Below are 25,321 nucleotides of genomic sequence, written 5' to 3' on the forward strand. Positions count from 1 at the left end.
ACGCTGGCCGCCTACTTGGCAAGCGTTGATTGACGCTGCGCGACAATCAAGCGGCGCTGCCAGCGTCAATCACAGTCTTGTCGAGTTCGTTGGGGGTCGTGTGAACAGGTGGCCGGCCTGGACCGCGCTTGCGATCGAGGGCAACTTTTCGACGGTAACTTTCGACGTTCATCTCGAGGATCGTGGCGTGGTGGACCAAACGATCGATGGCAGCCAACGTCATTGCCTGGTCCGGGAAGATACGCCCCCATTCGCCAAATGGCTGATTGGCCGTGATCAGCAGCGAGCGTCGTTCGTAGCGGGCGGCGATCAACTCGAACAGCACACTGGTTTCCGCCTGATCCTTGCTCACATATGTGATGTCGTCGAGGATCAGGAGGTCATAGCGATCGAGTTTGGCGATCGCGGACTCCAGCGCCAGCTCGCGCCGCGCGACCTGCAGCCGTTGCACCAGATCAGTGGTGCGCGCGAAGAGAACGCGCCAACCGTTCTCGACGAGAGCCAGGCCGATCGCCGTGCCGAGATGGGTCTTGCCGCCGCCCGGTGGACCGAACAAGAGCAAATTGGCGCCGGCCTTCAACCAGGCGTCGCCAGCGGCGAGCGCCATCGCCTGTGCCTTTGATAGCATCGGCACGCTTTCGAAGTCGAAGGTGGCGAGCGTCTTGCCGGCGGGCAAACGCGCTTCCACCATGTGTCGCTCGATCCGACGGCGGGTGCGATCGGCCGCCTCGTGCTCGGCAAGGGCGGCGAGGAAGCGGGCGGCAGGCCACCCTTCCTTGTCCGACTGTGCGGCGAGCTTCGGCCAGATCGCCTTGACGCCCGGCAGGCGGAGCTCATTGAGAAGCAGCTCGACACGGGCAGCATCGACGGAGGTAGCGATACCGGTCATGCTGCCTCTCCCAGGTTCGAGCGGCCCGACATGACGCTGACGGAGGCGAGTTCATCGTAGACGTCGAGCGGCGCCAGCTTGACGGCGACACGCGGGATCGAGGCCGCCTCGGGTCGGAAGCGGTCGCGCAGCGCGGCAAGATCGGGTAACTGTCCGGCGTCCAGATCCATCGCGATCACCTCGGCGAGTTCTGCTTCGCAGGCGCGCTCGTGAGCCAGCGCCAGAAGCTCGACCGTCACCTTGCAGGCGCGCCGGTCATCACCATGCTCCCGCAAGGTCTCGAACAGACGTTTGTAAGCTGCACGCGGGAAGAGTTGGTCGCGATAAACGAGATTGAGGAGCGCCATCGGCTTGCGCCGCAGGGCATGGATGACGTGCCGGTAATCCACAACATGACCGCCCTGGCTCTCGGACACAGGCCGACCGCGCCGCAGCGTCACGACCGGCGTGACGCCAAGGAAGCATTCGAGCCGGTCGTCGAAGATGCGCACACGCAGGCGATGGCCGATCAATCTTGAAGGCACGGTGTAGAATACGCGCCGCAGGATGAAGCCGCCTGACGACGTCACCGGGATCACTTTCTCCTCGAAGTCGGTCGTGCGGCCTTTTGGCAGCGGCGCCAAGGCCTCCTTCTCGAGCGCGATCGGCTTGGCGAGGTTGGCGTTGCGCCGGCCGACAATCTCGTCGACAAAAGCCCGGTACGCATCGAGACTGGCGAACTCGCGCGTCCCCCGCAGCAACAGCGCATCTTCCAGTGCCCGCTTGAGATGGCCGTGCGCGCTCTCGATCGAGCCGTTCTCATGTGCGATGCCCGCATTGTTGCGCGTTGGCGCCATGCCATAGTGGCCCATCAGCCCGGCGTAGCGCTGCGTCAGATCCCCCCGTGCGTCGGCGGCCAGATTGCGGAATGCTGCCGACAGGCTGTCGCTGCGATGCTCCCGCGGCACGCCGCCAAGCGCCCACAGCGCGTTCTGCAAGCCCTCCGCCAGGGCGACGAAGCTTTCGCCGCCGAGCACGACATGGACATGCTCGAAGCCGGAGAACGCCAACCGGAAGTGATAGAGCCGGTGATCGAGCGGCTCACCCGCGATGGTAATACCGAGCGCGCTCACGTCGGTGAAGTCGGACAGACCCAGGCGGCCGGGCTCGTGCTGCTGGCGGAAGATCACGTCCTGTTCGGGGCCGTTGAGCGCCCGCCAGGCGTTGATGCGCCGCTCCAGCGTGCGGCGGATGTTCGGGTTCAAGTCATGATGCCGTCGGCGCAGCTCGTCCAGCACGCCGATCACGCGGATGCCGGGCGCAGCCTTCAGGATCGGAACGATCTCGGCGTCCCAATACTGCCCGAGCGGATCGGACCGGCGCCGGCCCCTCGGCGTCTTCTTCTGCGATGGCGGGCGACAATCGCCCTCGATTCGATACGCGCTTGCCTTCGAGAACCCCGCCTTGGCCGCGGCGGCCTCGGGGGACAGTGTCAGTCGGTACGTCATGTACAGCCTCATCTGGTGGTCGGTGATGTGGAGGCCAGGCAAGGCATCGATTCCCTCTTGTCGAGACGAACCAACAGCTTGCACCAGCCGCACCCGGCCGCCAGACGGGTCCAAAAACGCGCGACGCCGATGGGGACGGTCCTCCGGTCGGGCTGCGCCCTCCCTTCGGTCCGTCCCCATCGGCGCAGTCTCACCTTGATTGTCGCTGGAGTCTCACCCTGATCGCCGCCGCGCAAGGCTTCAGAGATCGCCCGGTTGCGTCAGGAGAACGAACGGCTGCGCATGGAGCGCGACATTTTAAAAAAGTCGATCGCGATCTTTGCCGGAACCCGGACATGAGCTTTCGCTTCATCGAGGACCACCGCGAGACCTATCCGATACGCTTGATGTGTGCCGTGCTCGAGGTCTCGCCGGCGGGCTATTACGCATGGCGCGAGCGCCCGGTGAGCGCGCGTGCGGGCTCCAATTCCACGCTCCTGGCCGAGATCCGGCAGGTCCATCACGACAGCGGTCAGCGCTATGGCAGCCCGCGGGTCTATGCCGCTCTGCGGACCCAGGGACGGGGCGCCAGCCGCGGCCGGATCGAACGGCTGATGCGTCGATATGGCATTCGAGCGCTCATGGCGCGACCCCGTCGGGTTCGCACCACCGACAGTCGTCACGATCTGCCGATCGCGCCGAACCTGATCGCGCGTGACTTTGCCGCCGCAGCGCCAAACCGGGTCTGGCTCGCCGATATCAGCTACATCCCGACCGCGGAGGGCTGGTTATACCTGGCGGCCGTCATGGACATGTTCAGCCGAAAGATCGTCGGGTGGGCGATGCGGGATCACATGCAGGTCGAACTGCCATCCGCGGCTCTGGCAATGGCCATCAAGCAGCAACGCCCGCAGCACGGGTTGATCCACCACTCCGATCGCGGAGTGCAGTATGCCTCACGCGCCCATCGCGACGCTTTCACGGGCGCCGGCATCACCGCATCGATGAGCCGCAAGGCCGATTGCTACGACAACGCCCCGATGGAGAGCTTCTTTCATACGTTGAAAACCGAGCTCGTCATCATCGCGACTACAACACCCGCGCCGAAGCCCAGCGCGATATCTTCGCCTTCATCGAGGGCTTCTACAACCGCACCAGGCTCCATTCCGCCATCGGATATATCGCCCCGATCAAAACGGAGCTAAAAGCCGCTTAAACCGTCCACTTTTTCGGGGGAAGATCAGTGTTAGCCGTGCACCGCACCCTTATCTTTGGCGATGCCATTCGCGAACGAGCCAATGAGGCTCCGCTTGGATTCATCCATCCAAGGTTCGAACTCGATCTCGCCCCTCTTTCTGATCATCGCGTGGAAGCGGCCAACGAGAGCGTGGGCATCGGCCAGCATAGGAACGCTTTGTTCAATACCGGCATCCGTTACGGTCTCGGCCTTGCTTAGGTGGTCGCTCTTCGTCGTCAACAACTGCGCGATCGTCCTGGCGGCGGGGACCTTCTGCAATTGTTGACGGCTGATAGTCTCGGCGCGTCGCCGTCGCGTGGCCCATTCCGCCACCGCGTGCAGTGATCCCTTAAAGCCTTGCCCTCTCAAACGGCGCTAGAGTTCGGCACCGTTGCGACAGCCGCCTGGTTCCTAGAGAGGCTACGAGAGACCGTTAACTATGGCAATCACGAGTTTCGGCAGAGAGTGGCTGATGATCTGCGGCAGGCGGCGGCCAATCCGAGATTGCGCGAGCAGTTTTTTGCACAGGCTTCCGAGGCCAACGCGAGCTGCGAGGATCGAGTTACCTTGCACTGGAACGGTATGCAGACCGCGCGCCTCAACGCTGATGTCGAAGGCGGCGTATATGACGATCGTCTTGGCGAACTGATCCAGCGCGGCCGTGTTGCGTTCCGCTTGGAGGCACTTGACGAGATCGCGCGCGACAGGGTCAACTCGCTCCTCAGCCTCGACCCAGACATAGACGACGTGGAAGTCTACTTGGCCTATCAACATCGGCTGCGCGAGCCGCTGGAGCTCAGTCACGTCGCCCCTGACATGCGCTTCCTGGCGGTCTCTCGCGTAAGCGAGGATGATGCGACGGAGGCGCTGGACCTGGTCCGGGAGCGGGAAGCGAACCAATTCACCGACTATATGGCCACCCGCTGGCAACCTTGGGAGACGGTGCTGAGGCGCATCGCACCGGACGAACATGCAGCGATGCAGGACCGGCTTGTCGAAGCCATGGGCGAAGAGTTTCAAAGCCGTCTGGATCAGCGACTGGCCGAACATGGTCTGGTAGGCGACGTCGATGCCGAGCGGGTGCTCGGAGCCCAAGTCCGAAACCAAATCGCAGCCGAGATAAAAGGCGAGGTCATGCACCGGCTGCTCGCAGAGCGTGGCCTAGAACAGTGAGACTTCCCCTCTTGGAAGCCGACATGAAGCTTTGCCACGCCGAGCTGGCCGAAGAGAATCAGCTCCTTTTTCTGGTCCTGGCATCGACAGGCGTGAGCCTGTCAGAGGCATTAGAAATCAACAAAGAATTCGAAGAACGAACTTGTAGGTACACCTTTGTTGGAATGAAGTCCTTGACCTCCAAAAGGCGCACTCCTTTCCGAAAGTCCTGCGTCTCCGCCAGCCGAAACAAATACGACGGAACCTATTGACAGGTCGCATCCCGGAGGCGTTGAAGAGGCTGAACAGGTTTCTGGACAATTGCTGAATCGATGATTCGATAAGGTCATCCAAGTGGATCGACCGGATGGGCTATGGGCGAAAGTTGGTGACAGCATGAAGAGGTAAGGCGGCGTATCGTGGTGGTGTTCGAAGCCTCCAGTTTCCATCGAAGGAAGATACGCCGTGACCGACACTAACGGTTTTCAATTTTCCCAGCCAGGAAGTTTCGCGGACCCGCTTACCGAGGTTTTTCGCAACGGCGCGCGAGCGCTGCTGATGGAGGCCGTGGAGGCCGAAGTGGCGGCTTTGCTCGGCAGGCACGCCGCAGGTTACCGATGATGGCCGCCAACGGCTGGTGCGCCACGGCCATCTGCCCGAGCGAGAGATCATAACTGGCATCGGCTCGGTAGCGGTGCGCTGCTCGCGGATATCTGTCGTACTCACAGTTACGCAGGAGAGTGACCGTCGACGCGTGGTCGATGAAGGCTCCGCACGTCCAGCTCAAATTGTCTTCAGGTCTTTCACTCCGTGGTTGACGCTTGCTCTTCAGGAGCGATTCGATGCGCCTCATGCGGCGGCACCGGCCGAAATCAAGTCGAAGTGTCCTGCAAACCTACAACTCAATAGGGTCCGAGTTCAGGACGGTGATGCGTCTGGGCAACTGTTGTCGACTAACTCAAAAATGTCACGCCAAGTCGGCGCGCATCACGCCAAACTACCTGGCATATCGTATCGATGTCCGCGCTTAGAACGCGCAGCCCAAAGGTTGCGGGCATGAAACGCGCGTCAGGCGTCTGAACGATTGCGGAGGATGCCGTGAGGTGGCGGACCTTGCAGCGCATTGGACTGCCATCAACCAAGATCTGTCCTGCGCAGACAATGCTTTTCCGCTCATTCGACATATTCCGCCTTTCCCAATATAGCACCTGCACTTTTGACCGGCGACTTCCGCCTCAAATAAGGCCAGACCATGGTGTCACGCTACTCTCGGCGTCTCTTTTTCAATCCCAGCCAACTTTGCCAACCTCCCATCGTGTGTCCACAATTCTCCACCCGGCGTGCTTCGTGTCGCCGCTGCTGTTCCAAGCTGCAACCTACTCGACCATGACGCGCTCCACATTCCGTAAACCGCGCAGCGCGCCCTCATCATGCCGCTCTTCGCTCCGCCAGTAGCAGATTTGCAGCGTCTTGGACAACGGCCCGCCTCCCTTCTTCTCGCAGGCCCTCCAAGCTCCAAACAGCGCGCTTCCGCCTTGCGCGGTACACCCATAGAAGCTTCGACGCTCGGCGCGGCTTGGACTCTTGACAACCGTTTCTGCCGCGGCCCGGCGTGGCGAGCGCAAGCTCCGGCAAAGCCGGCCGGGCCAATCGGCCGTGAAACCGTTGGAGCACAGTATCTTGGCACACCCGGGGACGTTGATCTGCTTACAAGGATGCCGCGGAACTGGATCGACGAGGCGTTGAAGTCGCCGTGACGGCGTCACGACTGCCGCTTTCACATGTCGATTGGACCGCTTATCAACTGAGGTGTATTCCCCTCGATGACTCTGCGCGATCTCGATTGAACAGGCTTTCTTGTGCTGCCCGAACGAAAGGCTCTCCACACCCGCCTCGATCAACGCCTGCTCACCCTAGCACCCACTTTTCGTGGAACGAGAGTCGTGATTCAAGCGAGATAATACCCGAAGCAAGAGAAGTGCGCTTTTCGAGGAAAGATCGCAAGTGCCTGAAACCTGTTGCCCCTCACCGGTGACATTGCAGCGTGATTTGAAGCGAGCGCGGATACTTCTGTTGGCGGCGGCCGGACGCGGCCCCCGGTCGATCGCCAAGGAAGTTGGGGTCTAGCCGCGGATTGTCAGCCTTTGGCGGCATCGCTATGCTGAGCAACGTCTTGAAGGGCTGCAAGACAAGCCGCGGCCCGGCAAGCTGCGATCTATACGAAGACGACCGACAAGCGGATTCTCAAGCTGCTGGATAAGGCGCCCCGCGCAAGGGTTTGCGCGCTGGACCACCCGCCCTCTGCTGGCCGAGGCGCTGGGCGATGTTGATGTCCAATATGTCTGGCGGCCCCTGCACAACCACAAGATTGACCTCGCGGCTCGCCAGTCTGGTGGGAGAGCAATGACCCGAACGTTGCGGCCAAAGCCGCCGATGTAGTCGGCCTTTACGTCGCCCCGCCAGCGAAGGCGCTATGCGTGGACGAGAAGCGCTCAGATCCACGCCTTGGAGCATCCGAAGTTGCTCAACGGCCGCGCCTTGCCCGGCTAGAGCCACGATTAGAAGCGGCATAGTTGCGCCTGAGCTCAGTCCCTGGCCGGCTCGCGCCAAATATTCCAATCCTTTAGTGTCCGTGTCGTGCATGGCCGCCTGGGGCGCGGTCCCTTCGCCTGGCACAATGCTTGCTGTGGATCATTCACTGGCTGGGACGAGGAAGCGACGACCAGACGTGGGAGATATGTCACGATGAGTGCAACACCTTTGATCGATGATGTCATTCCGCGCGGCAACGTTGTGAAACGGGCAGCGCGCATCGGCGCCGAAATCAAAGATCTGAGGCTCACGGGCGATTTGCCGACCCAGATCATCGCTGCGATCAGTGGTCTGTTACTCGAGCACAAGGTGATCTTCTTCCGTAACCAGAGCCATCTTGATGATGCTGGGCAGGAGCGCTTTGCAGCTCGGTTCGGAAAGCTGGTACCGCACCCGATGCTCGGTGCTGCCAACGGAACTGCGTCGCTCCTTGAGCTCGACTCCACCCGCGGCGGAGGTCGCGCTGACATATGGCACGCAGATGGGACCTTTGCCGACGCATATCCGAAGATTCTGGTTCTACGAGCCGTTGTAATCCCATCGTTCGGCGGCGATACGCTGTGGTCGAATACAGCAGCCGCGTATCTCGATCTGCCGCCTCCGCTACAACGGCTTGCCGACGGCCTCTGGGCCGTTCACAGCAACCTCTTCGATTATGCCGGAATGGCCCGTGTCCGCGAAGTCGACAAGAAGCATTTTGACGATGTCTTCACCAGAACCATCTTTGAGACCGAGCATCCTCTCGTCCGCGTCCACCCCGAGACCAGTGAACGCACGCTATTGCTCGGCGCGTTGGTACAGCGTTTTGTCGACATTCCCAAATATGACGGTCAGAAACTGTTCGACTTATTCCAATATCATATCACTGCAGCCGAGAACACCGTGCGTTGGAACTGGACGGAGGGCGACGTCGCGATATGGGACAACTGCGCAACGTTGCACTACGCGGTCAACGATTATGGCGATCAGCATCGCGTCATGCGCCGGGCCACGATCGATGGCGACGTGCCCGTAAGCGTCGACGGCAGGCGCAGCATAACGCGGCTCAAGATCACCAAGCAGCCGCCCTCGATACCGCCCATCATGCTCCAAGCTGGACAATCGAGCGAGCCTGGCTGAACGGAGCTGTTCCCGCTGAGTCCCACTGGTTGACTGCTCCCGCTGAAATCGTCTGAGGTCCAGCGCACGCGCCCCATACGTCGTTGTTCCCAGAGTAGTCACCGTGAAAAGTTGCCGTATGGATCGCTCGAGCTCCAAATCGGAGCCTTTGCCGGTACAGTTGGAGCAGATGATGACCCGACTTACACCATTGCGTCGATGACGCACGTGTTGTGCCGGCGACCTTTGCAGCCGGCCCGCTTGCGCGCGTCAGCTCAATCTTCGCTTTCATCTCCGCATGGTTTGTTCTGGTGGCGCTCACGGCCTGCTTGAATAGAGTTTTGTCCCCCTCTCTGCCGGAGTACTCCGTTGGAATTCCTGGCGAGCCAGCACCGCTTATCCAACTGAAGACCATAAAGCTCTCGCCGGTAGCCTATTTCCGGAGCGGACATCCCAGATTCGCGACGTTCGGTTATAGGCAGCATCGACCTCTTGAGCCGAGGTTCGAATGGTAAGAAGGTTCGCTTTCGAGGAGCTGACGAACTGGAACAGAATGGCCGATCGAACAGCCGGAAACGTGCGGTTGGTGATGCCGATCGCCGATACGCTCGGGCCCGCGGGCTTGCAAGGCGCTGTGCATCCTGACAAGGATCCGAGGTCAAGCCGACATCACGAACCATTGGAGCAGCATGGAGCTTACGCTAGGTGATCTCGAAGCACCGCTGACGTTCAAAGTCGGTAACACGATGTTGAACGGATTCCCATTCCCAACGGCGCGAGCAAGAAAAGGCTTCAACAAACATGTCTCCAAAGACATCCCTGGCGACTGGAGACCGTGCAAACCGGTATGTCGCCTCTGATAAGCTTTGCGGAAGTCAGCGGAAGTATGGCAGGTTTTCTCGCTTGCATCACCGACGATCGAAGCCCGCAATGCAGCATCTTCTTCGATTCCCAGAATGCCTGAACCGATCGCGCACGAGAGCGCGAGATATGGGTTCATGTCCGCGCCTATTGGACAGGCTGGAGCCCAGCAGCCGGGCACCAACCGCTTGTAGCTATTGAAGTTCGGCGCGGCGAGCACACAGAAATCACTCATGTATTTCAGCTGTCTGCCAATGAATTGACTCATCTGTTTTGAGATACTGCGGAACCTGTCGCGGTCGTGGAACGCATTGTCACCGTCGGACGCAACTGAGATGTGAATATGTCCGGACCGGCCGGGCCATTTCTCAGAAACCTTGGCCATGAAAGTGGCCATCATGCCCCGCGTTTGCGCCCACGCCTTTATCATCGATTTGAATGCGATGCTCGATCCGCGGCCTCCAGCGCATCACAATAATGAAGTGACGCTTCAATGACGCCAGGCCCCGTTTCAAAGTGCAGCGCGATAAGAGGTATTCTGGCCTTGTCACAAAGCGCCAAGATCTCCCCGAACAGCTCCTGGTGTGCGACAGAGCGCGCAATCGAGTAACCGAATGGACCACGCGTTAACGGAACCCATTTGTCAAAGGGCTTCTCTTCTATCGTGTCTGCGTTCTCCTTGAACAGCATAAATTCAAACTCGAACCCGGCAGCGCAGCTGTATACACGACCTGCCTGATCGATCGCACGCCTGCAGCGCCCAGCGCGTCAGCCAAACGCGCTTTGTCACGTCGGGCGGCTGACAGCGCCGTCCCATTTGAAGGTAAGCCTAGCCGCTCCGACAGCAAGTTGGCGAGCTCAACACCGGTTTCGCACCCTGCGATAACAAACTCCAGCTTCCTGCCGCGGAGGACCTGAGCATGAAATTCAACGATCTCCTCATTAGACATTTGCTCGGGCGGACGAGTGACTTCATCATACAGATCTGCATTGAAATGCGGTTGAAAGATCGCAGGAATTTGCGCAGCAGACATCACGTGCACCGTTCCAATTTCATAACATTCAAACTCCTCCGGTAGGTCATCGACCGGTCGAGTATGCGTCCACGATTACGCAACTGCGTTCCTTCATGCGGATCTCCGATACTGCAAGTAGATGTTGCCCGAGGCGACAGCCGTAATGAGCACGTTTCCAACGAACGTATGTGAGGAGGGCACGATGCGAGAATCGCAGTACTGGAACAGAAAGGTGATGATAGGAGCCGTGGACAGGACCATGTTGACTGTGAACGGCTCTACGCGGCGAATGCCCGCTTGGATCAAGAGCAAAGGAACGATGATCGTCGACAGCCCAATCGTCGCGATTGCAAGCCAATGCTGCGAGATCTCAAGCACGAGAGAGGAATAGTCAGCCAGTCCCAGCAGCAGCAGAATGGTTGCGTAAAACCGATGGGCCAGCACTTGCCGTACAGAAAACCCACGGTCGAAGAGTAACTTGACGAGAATATTTGTGAGGGCCAGCGAGAGACCGGCCACGATTGCCAAGACGATGCCAAAGGACGATCGAGTCCCCCACTCCATGCCCGCGTTGCCGCTAGCCGAGATCCAAATCATGTAGCATCCAATCGCCGCGATCGTAACGCTCACGACAACATCGGATGCTGGAGGGACGCCCTGTCGCCTGATCAGTGCATTTAACCACACTGTTGCTGTGGGCCCTAACGCCACCATGAACGCGACGACGATCGCCGGTTCTGCATATTTGAGACCGATGAACAAGCCGATCCAGCTTATCGCGGTCACGACATTGAGCGAGACAAAGCACCGGGAGCGAGCGCTTCGTCAGCCGCGCCTCGCCTCCCTCGTGGCGAGCTAGGAGATTGAACATTAGACAAACCGCAGCAAAGGACAGCAGCAGAGCGACGAACACGTCTGCTTGCTGAAAATACGACGCGGCATAAACCTCCCCTGCGGCGCTCACGACGACATAAAGCGCCACAAAGAGAACTCCTAGAGCGAAGCGACTTGCCGATCGCCCGCCTGCCATGCATCTTCCACGGCCCGTTTCGGCCTGGCGAATCGGGATTTGCTGGGACGGCAGCCGTCGCGCGGCCCGCGCGTTGCACGACGCGATGCCGCTGCTGCGCGAAGCTGACGTCCTCACCATTGTCGCGATCGCCGCTCCAAACAGGCTTCCGGCGGAAAGTTCTACGGAGCATTTGGGGCAGTACAAAGTCGGCCTTGCTGCAAAAGGTCGTTTCACTCCCGGCATCCCGGTCAGCGGGGCGCACCCTCCTGTCGCTCGCGGCGCACCAAAGCTTCGACCTGCTGGTGATGGGCGGATCCGGCACCTTCGTCCACGGCCGATTTCGGCTCTCCGCCTTAGGATGACCTGGCCAATAATCCTTCTCCAGCCACCGGCCGGCCGCCGCTGTGAACAACGCGCATATTGGCGGCTCCCCTCATCGGTTACGCCAGGTCCACCTGGACGACGAGCTTGGTATGATCGGATACGCGCGCACGCGTGAGCCCGAGAACTTGGCTCGGGTGACATATTGATCCGGCTCAACGGCTGGCCTTGCCGCTCTCCGGTGATTTTCGATCGATATCGACTTGCCACATTCTAAGGCATTGCGCTTCCGCCTGGCCGCACCTTCTCACGAGATCAGCCGACATCCGACTAGCGTCTTGCGCAGGCAGCCGCATGGTTGTGGTCCGTTTGGTATGATTGCGGCACCGATGCGGTTCACTCGCAACAGCGAGATCTACGGCGAGGATGAGGCAGCTGAATACCTGTATCAGGTGGTGTCAGGTGCTGTGCGAACCTACAAGATTCTGGAGGACGGACGCCGTCAGATCGGTGCATTTTATCTGCCCGGTGACATCTTCGGCTTCGAGGCCAGAGAAAGCCATATCTCTTCGGCCGAGGCGATCTGTGAGACGCATCTGCTGATGGTGAAGCGCTCCGCCGTCATTGTTCGCGCCAGTCACGAGAGGGAGCTCACGCGACAGCCGTGGGACGGTATGGCGCTGGAGCTCCGCCTCTTTCAAGCAACATTCAATGCTCCTGATCGGCAGCGCAGAAGATCGGGTGATGGCCTTTCTGCTCGATATGTCTCGCCGCGCTACCAAGAACGCTGCGATCGAACTTCCCATGTCACGGCAGGATGTTGCCGATTACCTTGGTTTGACCATCGAGACGGTGTCGTACGCCTTTACCCAACTTGAGCAGAATGGCGTTATTGCCCTACCAACCTCACGCCGAGTCGAGTTGCGTGACGGCAGATTATCCAGCCGCTATGCGCAGAACTTGGGTTAAGTCGCAAGCCGCGGCGAAAATGCGAATTCTGCAAGAACAGCGCGAACAATTGCGGCGCCGTGAAGGACACTGACCCTTAGCTCGAGCGACCTGCTACCTTGTTCCTCCATGGAGCCTGCAATGACCATCGATCTGTTGCTTCGAGAGCATCGCAATATTGATCTTCTTCTGACTTTCCTCCAACGCGAATTGGAGGTTTTCGAGCATGGGACCCGTCCGGACTATGAGGTCATTCGCGCGATCCTCAGCTACTTCGAGGTTTACCCGGCGATGTACCATCATCCTCAAGAAGACTTGATTTTCTCAAAGCTCGAGACTCGCGATCCGGATGCGATGTCGGCAATCTCGCACATGAACACCAGGAAGTCGTCGACCGTCTGCACCACGCCGTTCAAGCTATTGATGGGTCCTCGCGGATCGTGAACTCGTTCGGCAAGACGTCGGCAATACCGTACGCGACTTTATCGTACGCGAGCGGCACCACATGATGTTGGAAGAACGAGATTTATTTCCCGCCGCCGTTCTGGCTCTATCCCCTCAGGATTGGTCCGACATCGCTTCTGCTCTCACCGATCATGGTGATCCCCTATTCAGCGAAGCAGCAAGGGCGACCTCCGATGCGCTAAGAGCGCATATCCTAGAATTGGAGCAAGAAGCTGAAGCCGAACGGAGTTCGGTCGCTCTTTCCTCCGGAATGGCCAGCAGCCCGCTACATGGCCTCACGAGGGACGGCTAGTATCCTTCGGGAGAGGAATACTTTCTCCCTTCGCTCATGCAATTGGATCAAAACGAGAACTGGCTTGCATGCCGCCCATTGCTGCGGCATCACCGCTCATCGCGATCCAGGGACGATATACGCCGTGGGCATGCCCTACCAATTTGGCTTCAGACTCGCCACTGCCATCAGCCACCATTAAACTGACGCAGCGTAAAAACCTATCCGGCGTAACTGCGATTTGGACCCAGAGAAGAAGAATGCGACCCGACTTGGCAAAATCCTACGGGCAGCACTCCCTGCCACGCTACACCAGCTATCCGACGGCTCCCCATTTCTCGGCGTCAGTTAGCGAATCCGACTATCAAGCGTGGCTCAAGTCGTTAGGCGGCCAGCAGTCCGCCTCGATTTACGTGCACGTGCCATTTTGCCGAAGCATGTGCTGGTACTGCGGCTGCCACACATCTGTCATGAAACGCCAGGAGCCGCTCGCGACCTATGCAACCGCACTGCGAACTGAAGCCTACCTCATTGGAGAAACCATCGGTCGACGACAACCGGTCTCCCATGTCCACTTCGGCGGCGGCACGCCGACGATCATGACACCTGAAACGTTTGCTGATCTGGTCGCCTCGTTGCGCTATTCGTTCGCAATTTTGCCTGATGCCGAGATCGCCGTAGAGATCGATCCACGCATATTGACCGAGCCGATGGCCGAGGCGCTAGGCTATTGCGGGGTCAACAGGGCGAGCCTAGGTGTCCAAAGCCTCGATCCGGTTGTTCAACGGGCCATTGGCCGTCTGCAGAGCTTCGAACAGACCGCAGTATCGGTCGATCGTCTACACCGCGCCGGCATCGGCCGGATTAATTTCGACCTGCTCTATGGGCTGCCCCAGCAGACCGTCGTTTCCTGCCTCGACACTCTCTCCAAATGCCTCGCACTGCATCCGGATCGGTTCTCGGTGTTTGGCTACGCGCACGTTCCTTTCCTTAAGAAGCATCAACGCAAGATCGATGGATCCACTCTGCCCGACAGCGTCGAGCGACACCTCCAATCGGAAACGATCGCGCAAGCTTTGGTCGACGCTGGATATGTACGCATCGGCATCGATCACTTCGCCCTGCCGGACGACAATCTCGCCCTGGCACGGCAGGAAGGCAGGTTGAGGCGCAACTTTCAAGGTTATACGGATGATTCGGCGGACACCCTCCTTGGACTCGGCGCCAGCGCCATTGGCCAGATGCAACAAGGGTTCGTCGCGAACGCTGTGTCGATAAAGGACTACCTTGCTCGCATCGCCGAGGAACGGCTGGCCACGATGAAGGGCTATTTGCTGGCCGACGACGATCGCTTCCGCGCCGAAATCATCGAGCGACTCATGTGCGGCTTGGCAGTCGATCTTTGCGAGACATGCCGTCGTTACGGCAAGGATCCGAGCCTGGCCGTCGTCGATCGTTCTCGACTCGCCAACCTGATCGCAGATGGAGTTGCCGTACTGGACGACGGTCGACTTTCCGTGGTCGATTGTGTTTCGGCATGGAATAAGGACCCCGTTTCGGGGTGATCGGCATCCAATCGGGACCCCGGGATAAGGGTCCACAGTGGCTTCCATCGAGTCATGGAAGCCGAGGTTGGGATGCTGGTGGTGGAGACGATTGGTAAGATCCGTCGCGCCTACTTTGTTGATGGTCGTCCGATCAAGGCGATCTGCCGAGAACTTGGCGTATCGCGGAAGGTGGTTCGCAAGGTCATTCGTTCTCAAGCGACGGAGTTCCGGTACGAGCGCGAGACGCAGCCGCTCCCGAAGATGGGTGCCTGGAGTGCCGAGCTTGATCGGTTGCTGGCAGGGAATGAGAGCAAGGCGGCGCGGGAACGGCTGACGCTGATCCGGCTATTCGAGGAACTCCGCGGCCTGGGTTATGCCGGCGGCTATGATGCGGTTCGTCGATACGCCCGACGGTGGACCAAGGAACGCGGCACCTCGACAGCGTCGGCTTATGTGCCGCTGAGCTTTGCACCAGGCGAAGCCTACCAGTTCGACTGGAGCCACGAGGTGGTCCTGCTGAGCGGCACCACGGTGATGGTGAAGGCTGCTCATGTTCGGCTCTGTCACAGTCGCATGCTGTTCGTGCGGGCCTATCCGCGGGAGACGCAGGAGATGGTGTTCGACGCCCACGACCGGGCATTCGCCCTGTTCAAAGGCACCTGCACCCGCGGCATCTACGACAACATGAAGACCGCGGTGGAGACGATCTTTGTCGGTAAAGGCCGTCTCTACAATCGCCGCTTCCTGCAGATGTGCAGCCACTATCTGGTCGATCCGGTCGCCTGTACGCCAGCGTCGGGCTGGGAGAAGGGGCAGGTCGAGAACCAGGTCGGGCTGGTCCGGGAGCGCTTCTTCACGCCGCGGCTGCGGTTCAAAAACCTCGACGAGTTAAACGCCTGGCTGCTCGACAAGTGCATCGCCTACGCCAAGGCTCATCGCCATCCGGAGCTGGTCGATCAGACGATCTGGGACGTGTTCGAAGCCGAACGCCCCAAACTCGTTCCCTATGCCGGCCGCTTCGACGGCTTCCATGCGGTGACAGCATCGGTCTCGAAGACCTGCCTGGTGCGCTTCGACAACAACAAGTACTCGGTCGCAGCCAGTGCAGTCGGACGACCGGTCGAGGTTCAAGCCTATGCCGATCGCATCGTGATCCGTCAGGATGGACGTATCGTTGCCGAGCACCCGCGATCCTTTGGCCGCGGCGATACCGTCTACGACCCCTGGCATTATGTGCCGGTGCTCGCCCGCAAACCCGGCGCCTTGCGCAACGGTGCTCCCTTCAAAGACTGGGTGCTGCCGGCCGCGATCGAGCGGATCCGGCGCAAGCTGGCCAGCACCGACGATGGCAATCGGCAGATGGTCGACATCCTCACCGCGGTGCTGACTGACGGTCTGTCCGCGGTGGAAGCGGCTTGTGCCGAAGCGCTCAGTCACAGCGTCCATTCCGCCGATGTCGTTCTCAATATCCTGGCCCGTCAACGTGAACCCGCCCCACCGGCCAACATCATGACGCCGGCCGCACTGACGCTCCGTCATGCACCGATCGCCGATTGTGCCCGCTACGACAACCTCCGGAGGACCATCTGATGGAACGAACCCAAATCTTCGACCTCATGGGCGAACTTAAGCTCTACGGCATGAAGGCTGCCTTCGACGAGATCATGGCAACTGCCGTCAAGCGCCAGCACGAGCCTCAACGCATTGTCGGCGACCTGCTCAACGCCGAGATCAACGAGAAGCAAGCCAGGTCGATCAAATACCAGCTCACCATTGCCAAGCTGCCGCTCGCCAAGGACATCGCCGACTTCCAGTTCGACGGCACGCCGATCAATCAGACTCTCGTCAATGATCTCGCTGGCGGCGGCTTCATCGCCCAACAACGCAACGTCGTGCTGGTTGGCGGCACCGGTACAGGCAAAACCCACTTGGCCATTGCCATCGCCAGAAGTTGCATCCGCGATGGCGCCAGAGGACGCTTCTACAACGTAGTCGACCTCGTCAACCGGCTCGAGACCGAGACCCGCAACGGTCGGCAGGGACGGCTCGCCGAGCATCTGACCCGCATGGACTTCATCGTTCTCGACGAGCTGGGCTATCTGCCGTTCGCGCAATCCGGCGGTCAGCTCCTGTTCCATCTCATCAGCCGGCTCTACGAGCGCACCTCCATCATTGTCACCACCAATCTTGCGTTCGGCGAATGGCCCAGTGTGTTCGGTGATGCCAAAATGACCACCGCGCTACTCGACCGATTGACCCATCACTGCGACATCGTCGAGACCGGCAACGACAGCTGGCGATTCAAAAGCCGCGACGATGTTCAAACAACCCGCGCTCGCGCCGTCTCCGCAACCCCGACCAGCTCCGACGACCCGAGCGCTACCAGCAGAGCACGCCGATCAAAGGGGTCCCTTTTGGATGCCGATAGGGGGTCCCAGTCGAACGCCGATTGACAGTCGATGGCGCAGAGTTTCTCGTCCGGAGCGTCGCATCTTCGTTCGACGCGCACCTCCCTGGGTCGGAGGCTACGCACAGTCGGGCGGTTTGAACCGAAGCCAACCCGATCCGGTTCCGATCGGAGATCAACATCACCAAATCGGCTTCTGGTTAGGAGTATCGCGGGGCTGATAGCACGCCGATTTGGCATCCGGTCCCGAGCTATCTACAAGCGTCGTCACACCCACTACGTCGAGCCGTACGTAGATTTCAAACACTCGTTGGAACCGAGGATTCCAATCGGGCGACAACGGTTTGACCAACGACCGACCGAATCTGGCCTAACTCAAGCTGCTCATTTCATTGGTGATGATGAGGTCCTTGCGAGCGCGATTTTGATATGTCTCGGTGATTGAGCGTATTGTTTGCGGGCAGGAGAGCGCACCACGTTCTGCGGCTCGTTGCCTTCCATGGCGATCGCTCCACATCATCGCCCACCCATGCTCGACTCAGCGAGTCGTTGAGACAGTCCTCATCAGCAACAACCTTGGTGTAGTCTTCTAATCCTTGGCTATATTGGGCGCATACCAGGGCATAATTGAGTTACGATCATCCTGTGCCTTAACTGGGACTTAGATTTTCGGCGAATGTCCTCGCCGAGATCGATCCGTCGGCCGTGCTCCCTCTGCCGATGGAAGTGGCCGCGATGCCTAGCAGCGTCGCTCCTCCCAGACTCGACTTCCGCCCGGCCGCTAAACGCGGCCGGGCCTTTTGTATTCACCAAGGCTCTCCCGGGACTATCGAGATCTCCTTAAGCCGATCAGCTCGACGAAAGACCTGACCAAGGATCAATGGCCTATTGGAGCGGTGCAGCGCGCAGTTCGCGGGCCGCAGCGACCATGTTGACAAGTGCCGGGCGAACCTCCTCCCATTTGCGTGTCTTCAAGCCACAGTCCGGATTGACCCAGAGCTGCGACCGCTGCAGCCGCTTCAGAGCCAAGGCCATGAGCTCCTTCATCTCGCCGGTCTCGGGAACGCGTGGGGAATGAATGTCGTACACGCCTGGCCAATTTGGTTCGGATAGTTGTAGTTCCTGAACGCGTCGAGCAGTTCCATCTTCGAGCGCGAAGTCTCAATCGAGATGACATCTGCGTCCATTGCAGCAATCGCATGGATGATGTCGTTGAATTCTGAGTAACACACGTGGGTATGAATCTGAGTTTGTTCGGCGACGCCCGATGAGCAGATGCGGAAGCAATCTCCAGCCCACTCGAGGTAAACGGTCCACTGCGCACTACGCAATGGCAAGCCTTCGCGTAGTGCAGCCTCATCGATCTGGATCATGGAAGCACCCGCATTCTCGAGATCGCCGACTTCATCTCGAATTGCGAGCGCAATCTGACGGCAGACTTCGCTTCGGGGAATATCCTCGCGAACAAACGACCAGTTCAAGATCGTTACTGGTCCGGTCAACATCGCCTTCATCGGCCTTTTGGTTAGCGACTGCGCATAGCGCCACCAGTCCACCGTGATCGGCTTCGGCCGTGAGACATCTCCAAACAGGATCGGCGGCCGGACACAGCGCGAGCCATAGGATTGCACCCAACCGTTTTTGGTAAATGCGAAGCCGGAGAGTTGCTCGCCGAAGTACTGCACCATGTCATTGCGCTCAAACTCGCCATGGACGAGCACGTCCAGACCGATGTCTTCCTGCCAACGTACGGCGCGCGCCGTCTCTTCCTTGAGGAACTTGTCGTATTGCTCGTCGCTCATCGCGCCTCGCGCATGCGCCGCCCGGGTATTACGGACCTCTGAGGTCTGAGGAAACGATCCGATCGTCGTGGTCGAGAACGCTGGAAGCCCGAAGCGCTTGCGTTGGATCTCGGCCCGACTGGCAAATGGGCTGGCCCGCCGGCGCATGGCCTGGTTGATCGCACTCAGCCGGACAACGACATTGGCATCTCGGATCTTCGGCGACGTCCCGCGGACGGCTGCGGCACACTCCGATTCCGCAAGAGCTTTCGCAACATTCTGGTCGCCTGCGAGTGCCCGCGCCAAGGTCGCAAGCTCACGCATCTTCTGAACCGAGAAAGCAAGCCAGCTCTTGACGTCGGAGGCGAGCCCGGTCTCGAGTTCAACATCGACCGGCACATGAAGCAGCGAGCAGGATGGGGCGATCTGTACGCGGTCCTTACCAAGCTTCGCAATCGCGGGATCCAGTCGCTGGCGGAGCGCCGACAAATTCGATCGCCAAACATTCCGACCGTCTATGACGCCGAGCGACATGACGAGGTCACTCGCCGCTCGCAATGATCTGGCTCAATAACTCTGGCGCGCGAACCAGATCGACGTGCAGCCCGGCAACAGGCAGGCGCAGGGCAGCGTCCAGATTGTCGCAGAGGCCACCGAAATAGCTTGCAACCATGATCTTGATGGCCGGCCCTTCCTTTGCGAGCCGGCCATAAGCATGTACCAAGGATTTTCGCGAACTCTCATCCAGAACAAGGACTAGGCAAGGTTCGTCGAATTGACCCCAATTTGCCCCGCGTTTGGCCAATTCCTTCAAAAGCTCAATATAGACCGGTATCAGGTCATCTAGCAGTGACAGTGGCTGGAACGCAAGATCGGCACTCTTGCCAAGCTTCAAGAATGTAACCGGCCCGATCAGGACAGGGCGCGTCTGAAAGCCAAGGGCCTTGGCTTCCTCGTACTCCTCGATTGGTTTGCGAGAGGATAGTCTGAAAGTCTGCCCCGGGTGAAATTCCGGGACCATGTAATGGTAGTTGGTGTCGAACCATTTGGTCATCTCCTGCGCGGGTGCGCCATATCCACGCGACGGGTGACCGCAACTCCCATCCTGACCGTCGCATTGTGCCCCGCGTGCCATGGCGAAGTATGTCTTGAGCGAAATGGATCCGGCATTCGTCTCGTAGACTTCTGGGATGGCACCAACCATGACACTGGTGTCGAGCACCTGGTCGTACAGCGAGAAATCGTTCGATGGGATCACGGTGACACCGAGAGACCTCTGGCGAGCCCAATTTGCGGCACGTAGGCCAGCTGCATCCTCGAGCAACTGCTGTTCGGCGATTTTTCCGGCCCAGTAACTTTCGAGCGCAACCTTGAGCTCTCGCCTTGGACCGATGCGTGGCGTTCCGAGTGTGGCAACCGGAAGAGAGAGAAGAGACATAGCGTTAACCCCATATTGGTGGCAAAGGCCATGGCGGACGCAGGCAGAAGAAGCCGCGCGAGCGACCGCTGCTTGGCGCACCACCGGGACACCCGCCGGTGGACGAAGATAGTGGCGGGGCAGGTCTCCTGGCTCGCGGCTCTGCGCTGCTGTCCGGTCTTCCCGAAACCGTCAGGCTTCAGTGCCTTCGTTGGACAGCTCGCCACTCACAGTTGCGGGGACAGCGCCGGAATTGACACCGGCTTCCCTCTTAGCTCCGGCCTAATGAGACCGGAGAACCTCGACACCTTCAATTATCGGCAAAAGGGATATTCCGTCAACCTCGCGTCATGTTGCGATCTGCTAATGTGCCTAGCGGCATGCCCACCGTTCATACTCGATGCAGAAGTCGCTCTACAATCACGGACATCGGATGACATCCCGAAAGTCCCTCCGCGTGGGCAGCGACAAATCCGAATACGCCGCCTTTGCACCGAGGACCACTTGGTCGAACAGACGGCTTTCATGCAAGCTGGCCCCGGTTCATCAAGCACGGCGCGCTGCGCTGCCTTCTCCAAGCAATCAACGATCCACCGAATAAGATAGCATACGCGGCGCGAGGTGGTTCTGTGATGCCAGCCATTTCTGGTAGGCGTCACTCGGACACTTTTTGGCGATACTGCCCAGGCAAGCATATCAACCAAACCAAGGAGACCGGCTCGCAATGAAAATGGCTGTTTGGAGTGCCCTCGGTGTCTTTGCTGTTGCCGTCTCGGCGGTCGGCTTGTTCGGGTTGATGGTAAGACCGCTCTTGAGTAACACCGCTCGACAGTTTCTCTCGAAACTATTGATCGGCTCAGGCCGAGGCTAGCACGGCTCGGCGTCCTCTACCTGCTTGAGGAGGACAGGACTTGCGTCGAAGCCGCATCTTCCGGTCGATTGAAGAGCACGATATGCGCCGGCCGACACGAGCGATCGCGCATGCCGGCGAGTGAATGCTACCATCTTGCCCGCCTGCTTAAAGCGTGCACTTCGGCGGCGTCTGTTCCAAACGCCCGGCGCTGATGGGCGGTTTCGTATCGTTGTGGGCCCTTGAGTGCCAAGCACATCTGCCTGGCGCTGCAACTAGAGCATTTCATTGCTTAACTGAATCGGAGGGGATTCCGGTTTTTGGCGGTTTGTGATTCAAGATGCTGACTGGATTGGAGGCCAGCATCGCATGACCCGACCTCTTTCCCTGGACCTTCGCGAGCGTGTGGTGGCGTCGGTTTTAGCGGGCGAGAGCTGCCGATCTGTGGCGGAGCGGTTTGGTGTTGCGGTCTCGTCGGTTGTGAAGTGGTCACAGCGGCAGCGGGCGACCGGCTCGGTTGCGCCTGGCAACATGGGCGGTCACCGCAAGCCCGTGCTTGATCTGGATGGCGCGGACACATCCCGACCTCCCTTGGTGTCGGTATGCCGACGACGGACTGGTGCACTGCCGGACCGAGCAAGAAGCAGAGGCCATTAGGGCGGAGCTTCAAGCGAGGTTGGAGGTGTGCGGACTTCAGATGCACCCGACAAAGACGCAGATCGTCTATTGCATGGACAACAGGCGTCGGCGAACGTATCAGAGGGTCAAGTTTGACTTTCTCGGATATCAGTTCAGGCCGCGGCAGGTGGCAACGTCACAGCGGAAGGAATTCTTTTGTGGATACACCCCGGCGGTCAGTCCGACAGCTTTGAAGGCCATGCGAGCAACGATCCGAAGCTTGCACATTCCCCGGCAAACGCCGGGGACGCTGGCTGAGCTTGCCCAACAGATCAATCCGCTCCTCCGGGGGTGGATAGGTTATTATGGTCGGTTCAGCCGTTCAGCGCTGTTCTCTCTGGTCGACTACGTCAATCAGAAGCTGAAGGCGTGGATCATGCGAAAGTACAAGCGCTTCCGGCTCCACAAAACCGGTGCTTCGCTGTTCTTGCGAAAGCTGGCTCGGAATAACGCGGAGCTGTTCGTACACTGGCAGTTCTTCGGAACGACCACGTTCACCTGACGGGAGCGGTGTGAACCGAGAGGTTCACGCACCGTTCTGCGAGAGGCCGGGGGTGAAAATCCCCGGCCTACTCACCCTTGGATCAAGACCAGCATGGCCCCTTTGCGGGGCTGGGGCCCCAAGGGCGCACGCCTGCGCGGCTTCGCCCCGCACGGTCACTGGCGTACCCTCACATTCCTCGGCGCGCTCCGCCATGACCAACTCACGGCACCCTGCGTCTTCGACGGCCCGGTCAACGGCGAATGCTTCTGCGCTTATGTGAAGCACCTTCTCCTGCCAACCCTGCGCGAAGGCGACATCGTCATTCTCGACGAGCTCGGAAGCCACAAGTCGAAAGCTGTCAGGCAGATGATCCAGGCTGCTGGCGCCAGGCTCTGGTACCTGCCGCCATACTCGCCCGACCTCAACCCGATCGAACAGGCCTTCTCCAAGATCAAACACTGGATGCGGCAGGCTCAGAGGCGCACCGTCGAAGACACTTGGCGCCAAATCGGTCACCTCGTTCAGGACATCCAGCCTCGCGAATGCCAAACTACTTCGCAAACACCGGTTATGCTTCAGTCAAAATGTGAAACGCTCTAGGGTGTTGTGGCGATGGGACAATGTTATGGCCAGCTCAGCCTTGAAGAGCGCGTTGAGATTTACCGCCTGCATGCAGGCGGTAAATCTCGAAACGATATTGCGTCTGCGCTTGACCGCGCGACGTCGACGATAAGTCGGGAGCTGAAGCGCAACTCGCGGCCTACCAAGGTCTGGAGGGGCGGTTACGAACCTGTCCGGGCTCAACAATTGGCCGAACGTCGGCGACGGCAGGATGGCCGCTTCAAGCTGGCGCGCCAGCCGGCCCTGCGGGACTGCGTCGGCAAAAGCCTTGCGATGGGACATTCGCCGGAGCAGATCGCTGGTCGACTGGCGCGAGAGCATGGTCGCGTCATGATCAGCCACGAGTCAATCTATCGTTTCATCTATCATCGTACGGCCCAGAAGGATTACTGGCACCGCCTGCTGCCGCGCCATAAACTCAGACGAGGGCGCCGGCGACGCCCAGGCGGCAGCCCTGCCAGCTTCATTAAACAACGGCGCTCGATCGATGAACGACCCTCCGAGGTCGAAGGCCGGGGGACGCCGGGTCATTGGGAAGCCGACTTCATGCTGTTCGCGCGATATGGCCAAGGATTGCTGGTTCTCCACGGGCGACAAGCCCGCTTCAGCAGCCAGCGAGGCGCTCAAGCATATCGCCGAGTTCTACGCCAACATCGTGCTGCATCCACGCGATCGGAAAGCTGTCCTCACCCCTCGGACCATCGCCCGTCAACTTGGCAAGCTTCCACAGGCGATCCGCAAAACCATCAGCTGCCGAGGAGCGCCGTCTCGTTCGGCACCGCGGCCACGGATGTCCCTTTCGATGACCACGCCCTCACCAGGATCGTCAACGGCCATCCAAACAGCGACATCGATCAACTGCTTCCGTGGGCCTTTGCCGTCAAGACCTCAAAGCTGTGGCCTGAGAACGACGCTTACGCATGAAGAGGATCTGCGCCGTCGTGCAGGAGGCCTACGTGCAGGGCGTCTCGACCCGTTCGGTAGACGACCTAGTGCAGGCAATGGGGATGAGCGGCATCTCCAAGAGCCAAGTGAGCCGGCTGTGCGGCGAGATCGACGACAAAGTGAAGGCGTTCCTCGCCCGCCCGATCGAGGGCGACTGGCCGTATCTGTGGATCGACGCCACCTACGTGAAGGTGCGCCAGAATGGCCGCATGTGTCGGTCGCGGTGATTGTCGCGGTCGGCGTCAACAGTGACGGCCACCGCGAGGTTCTCGGCATGGACATTGGCCCTTCCGAAGCCGAGACATTTTGGACGGAGTTCTTGCGCAAGCTCGCCCGCCGCGGCTTGCGCTGCGTCAAGCTGGTTGTGTCCGACGCGCACGAGGGCATCAAGGCCGCCATCAGCAATGTGCTCAACGCCACTTGGCAGCGCTGCCGCGTGCACTTCATGCGCAACGCGTTGGTCGCATGCCGGCAAGAGCGGACCGCGCGTCGTCTCCGCCTTCATCGCCACCGCCTTTGCCCAGGACGATGCCGAGACCGCCCAAGCGCAGTGGGCGGAAGGTCGCCGACCAGCTCCGCCCCAAGCTGCCCAAGCTTGCTGGCTTCCTCGACGAGGCCGAGGCCGATGTGCTCGCCTACATGACGTTCCTGCCCCAGCATCGAACCAACCTGCACTCGACCAACCCGATCGAGCGCCTCAACGCGCCACACCACGCCCGTGGACCCGATCCGGCGCACTCTGGATCAATTCCGGCCCGATCGGCGCTGGCGTTTTTCATCCTCTTCTAACGTGTTCGGCTTGTACGGGGCTTAGATCCATAATGCGAGCAAGATAATGCCCCGACACATGTCACAACACCAACAACACTTGTCCGGAATATGCCGGGCTTGATCGGAAGCCGACATCTCAGAAAACGACCAGGCTGTTCGCTTGAGATCTGCAAATGGTGGACGACCCCGACCGCCATGGTCGTGTTGAAGCTGCGACTGGCACGAGCGAAGTTTGATCGCCCGAAACAACGCCTTGCACCGTTAGCGGACCTCAAGCGGTACCGCTAGAGACGCTTGTACTGCGTTGTTAGCTTCACTCGCTCCGAGATCAATTCCAATTGATCGACATTATGACGCTCGGTCATCCGAACTTCAACAAGCATCTATATGATGTCCATTATGGCGCCGAGCGTAGCTCGATGCGCGAGCAAGATCGCAAACCGATTTGAGCGCTGGCCACATGCTCTCGGTTTCGTTTGGGGCAAACTGATT

Annotated in this window: 12 protein-coding genes, 11 pseudogenes and 1 riboswitch; of the genes and pseudogenes, 16 read left to right on the plus strand and 7 right to left on the minus strand. The window is 59.6% G+C overall.

Annotation, left to right across the window (positions count from 1 at the left end; all coding sequences use genetic code 11):
- Positions 1 to 46 precede the first annotated feature (46 nt).
- Complete coding sequence (istB, locus tag V5279_RS07090) at positions 47 to 889, minus strand: IS21-like element helper ATPase IstB (RefSeq protein WP_176535476.1); 843 nt, start codon at positions 887 to 889, stop codon at positions 47 to 49.
- Complete coding sequence (gene istA / locus V5279_RS07095) at positions 886 to 2,418, minus strand: IS21 family transposase (RefSeq protein WP_422389058.1); 1,533 nt, start codon at positions 2,416 to 2,418, stop codon at positions 886 to 888. Before istA (V5279_RS07095) ends, istB (V5279_RS07090) begins: the two co-directional genes overlap by 4 nt.
- 180 nt (positions 2,419 to 2,598) lie before the next feature.
- Between istA (V5279_RS07095) and V5279_RS07100 the strand changes: the two are divergent.
- Positions 2,599 to 3,571: pseudogene (locus V5279_RS07100) on the plus strand (IS3 family transposase); the annotation flags it as partial.
- Positions 3,572 to 3,607: 36 nt separating this feature from the next.
- Here the strand turns inward: V5279_RS07100 and V5279_RS07105 are convergent.
- Positions 3,608 to 3,997, minus strand: a pseudogene (locus tag V5279_RS07105) (ISL3 family transposase); the annotation flags it as partial.
- Here V5279_RS07105 and V5279_RS07110 point away from each other — a divergent pair.
- From V5279_RS07110 to V5279_RS07125, 4 genes and pseudogenes are all read left to right on the plus strand, one after another.
- Positions 3,995 to 4,765, plus strand: a pseudogene (locus V5279_RS07110) (NEL-type E3 ubiquitin ligase domain-containing protein); the annotation flags it as partial. The pseudogenes V5279_RS07105 and V5279_RS07110 overlap by 3 nt on opposite strands.
- Before the next feature lie 444 nt (positions 4,766 to 5,209).
- A pseudogene (locus V5279_RS07115) lies at positions 5,210 to 5,456 on the plus strand (IS256 family transposase); the annotation flags it as partial.
- 1,245 nt (positions 5,457 to 6,701) lie between these two features.
- A pseudogene (locus V5279_RS07120) lies at positions 6,702 to 7,291 on the plus strand (helix-turn-helix domain-containing protein); the annotation flags it as partial.
- Between the two features lie 198 nt (positions 7,292 to 7,489).
- The gene (locus V5279_RS07125; RefSeq protein ID WP_166104080.1) at positions 7,490 to 8,455 is read left to right on the plus strand and encodes a TauD/TfdA dioxygenase family protein; all 966 of its coding nucleotides are present in this window, start codon (positions 7,490 to 7,492) and stop codon (positions 8,453 to 8,455) included.
- 637 nt (positions 8,456 to 9,092) lie between these two features.
- On the opposite strand, the pseudogene V5279_RS46990 reads toward V5279_RS07125, so the two are convergent.
- From V5279_RS46990 to V5279_RS07140, 3 genes and pseudogenes are all read right to left on the minus strand, one after another.
- Positions 9,093 to 9,985 (minus strand): annotated as a pseudogene (locus V5279_RS46990) (hypothetical protein).
- The gene (locus V5279_RS07135; RefSeq protein WP_224924218.1) at positions 9,955 to 10,329 is read right to left on the minus strand and encodes a hypothetical protein; all 375 of its coding nucleotides are present in this window, start codon (positions 10,327 to 10,329) and stop codon (positions 9,955 to 9,957) included. Before V5279_RS07135 ends, V5279_RS46990 begins: the two are co-directional and overlap by 31 nt.
- A gap of 93 nt (positions 10,330 to 10,422) precedes the next feature.
- Positions 10,423 to 11,097 (minus strand): EamA family transporter, encoded by a 675-nt coding sequence (locus V5279_RS07140; protein ID WP_338696106.1) that lies wholly within the window; start codon positions 11,095 to 11,097, stop codon positions 10,423 to 10,425.
- A gap of 921 nt (positions 11,098 to 12,018) precedes the next feature.
- Between V5279_RS07140 and V5279_RS07145 the strand changes: the two genes are divergently transcribed.
- The 6 genes from V5279_RS07145 (at position 12,019) to istB (V5279_RS07170) (ending at position 17,328) form a co-directional block, all read left to right on the plus strand.
- Complete coding sequence (locus tag V5279_RS07145; RefSeq protein WP_338696108.1) at positions 12,019 to 12,522, plus strand: cyclic nucleotide-binding domain-containing protein; 504 nt, start codon at positions 12,019 to 12,021, stop codon at positions 12,520 to 12,522.
- Positions 12,437 to 12,613 carry a helix-turn-helix domain-containing protein gene (locus tag V5279_RS07150; RefSeq protein ID WP_224924784.1) on the plus strand — a complete coding sequence of 59 codons (177 nt, stop codon included), beginning with the start codon at positions 12,437 to 12,439 and terminating at the stop codon, positions 12,611 to 12,613. The genes V5279_RS07145 and V5279_RS07150 overlap by 86 nt, the downstream gene beginning before the upstream one ends.
- A 120-nt stretch (positions 12,614 to 12,733) precedes the next feature.
- Positions 12,734 to 13,036 (plus strand): hemerythrin domain-containing protein, encoded by a 303-nt coding sequence (locus V5279_RS07155; protein ID WP_338696110.1) that lies wholly within the window; start codon positions 12,734 to 12,736, stop codon positions 13,034 to 13,036.
- Positions 13,037 to 13,588: 552 nt separating this feature from the next.
- Complete coding sequence (gene hemN / locus V5279_RS07160; RefSeq protein WP_338701024.1) at positions 13,589 to 14,893, plus strand: oxygen-independent coproporphyrinogen III oxidase; 1,305 nt, start codon at positions 13,589 to 13,591, stop codon at positions 14,891 to 14,893.
- A gap of 72 nt (positions 14,894 to 14,965) precedes the next feature.
- Complete coding sequence (gene istA / locus V5279_RS07165; protein ID WP_166309211.1) at positions 14,966 to 16,465, plus strand: IS21 family transposase; 1,500 nt, start codon at positions 14,966 to 14,968, stop codon at positions 16,463 to 16,465.
- A complete protein-coding gene (istB, locus tag V5279_RS07170; RefSeq protein ID WP_166107168.1) occupies positions 16,465 to 17,328 on the plus strand; it encodes an IS21-like element helper ATPase IstB in 864 nt (287 codons plus the stop codon). The genes istA (V5279_RS07165) and istB (V5279_RS07170) overlap by 1 nt, the downstream gene beginning before the upstream one ends.
- An 839-nt stretch (positions 17,329 to 18,167) precedes the next feature.
- On the opposite strand, the pseudogene metE reads toward istB (V5279_RS07170), so the two are convergent.
- A pseudogene (metE, locus tag V5279_RS07175) lies at positions 18,168 to 20,501 on the minus strand (5-methyltetrahydropteroyltriglutamate--homocysteine S-methyltransferase).
- A 101-nt stretch (positions 20,502 to 20,602) separates the two neighbouring features.
- Positions 20,603 to 20,799: riboswitch (cobalamin riboswitch) on the minus strand.
- A gap of 900 nt (positions 20,800 to 21,699) precedes the next feature.
- Between metE and V5279_RS07180 the strand changes: the two are divergent.
- From V5279_RS07180 to V5279_RS07200, 5 genes and pseudogenes are all read left to right on the plus strand, one after another.
- A pseudogene (locus tag V5279_RS07180) lies at positions 21,700 to 21,891 on the plus strand (helix-turn-helix domain-containing protein); the annotation flags it as partial.
- A gap of 4 nt (positions 21,892 to 21,895) precedes the next feature.
- Positions 21,896 to 22,510 (plus strand): group II intron maturase-specific domain-containing protein, encoded by a 615-nt coding sequence (locus tag V5279_RS07185; protein ID WP_338701026.1) that lies wholly within the window; start codon positions 21,896 to 21,898, stop codon positions 22,508 to 22,510.
- A 78-nt stretch (positions 22,511 to 22,588) separates the two neighbouring features.
- Positions 22,589 to 23,082 (plus strand): annotated as a pseudogene (locus V5279_RS07190) (IS630 family transposase); the annotation flags it as partial.
- 22 nt (positions 23,083 to 23,104) lie between these two features.
- Positions 23,105 to 23,864 (plus strand): annotated as a pseudogene (locus V5279_RS07195) (IS30 family transposase); the annotation flags it as partial.
- A 178-nt stretch (positions 23,865 to 24,042) separates the two neighbouring features.
- Positions 24,043 to 24,760, plus strand: a pseudogene (locus V5279_RS07200) (IS256 family transposase); the annotation flags it as partial.
- Between the last annotated feature and the right edge of the window lie 561 nt (positions 24,761 to 25,321).

The organism is Bradyrhizobium sp. 26S5 (assembly GCF_036923295.1).
GTDB classification, from domain to species: domain Bacteria; phylum Pseudomonadota; class Alphaproteobacteria; order Rhizobiales; family Xanthobacteraceae; genus Bradyrhizobium; species Bradyrhizobium septentrionale.

Excerpts from the sequence above, each read along its gene's own strand:
- V5279_RS07155 (WP_338696110.1), top strand. The coding sequence starts at position 12,734 with ATGACCATCGATCTGTTGCTTCGAGAGCATCGCAATATTGATCTTCTT.
- istA (WP_166309211.1), top strand. The coding sequence starts at position 14,966 with ATGCTGGTGGTGGAGACGATTGGTAAGATCCGTCGCGCCTACTTTGTT.
- V5279_RS07125 (WP_166104080.1), top strand. The coding sequence starts at position 7,490 with ATGAGTGCAACACCTTTGATCGATGATGTCATTCCGCGCGGCAACGTT.
- V5279_RS07185 (WP_338701026.1), top strand. The coding sequence starts at position 21,896 with ATGGCGCGGACACATCCCGACCTCCCTTGGTGTCGGTATGCCGACGAC.
- V5279_RS07145 (WP_338696108.1), top strand. The coding sequence starts at position 12,019 with ATGATTGCGGCACCGATGCGGTTCACTCGCAACAGCGAGATCTACGGC.
- hemN (WP_338701024.1), top strand. The coding sequence starts at position 13,589 with ATGCGACCCGACTTGGCAAAATCCTACGGGCAGCACTCCCTGCCACGC.
- V5279_RS07135 (WP_224924218.1), bottom strand. The coding sequence starts at position 10,329 with ATGTCTGCTGCGCAAATTCCTGCGATCTTTCAACCGCATTTCAATGCA.
- istB (WP_166107168.1), top strand. The coding sequence starts at position 16,465 with ATGGAACGAACCCAAATCTTCGACCTCATGGGCGAACTTAAGCTCTAC.
- istB (WP_176535476.1), bottom strand. The coding sequence starts at position 889 with ATGACCGGTATCGCTACCTCCGTCGATGCTGCCCGTGTCGAGCTGCTT.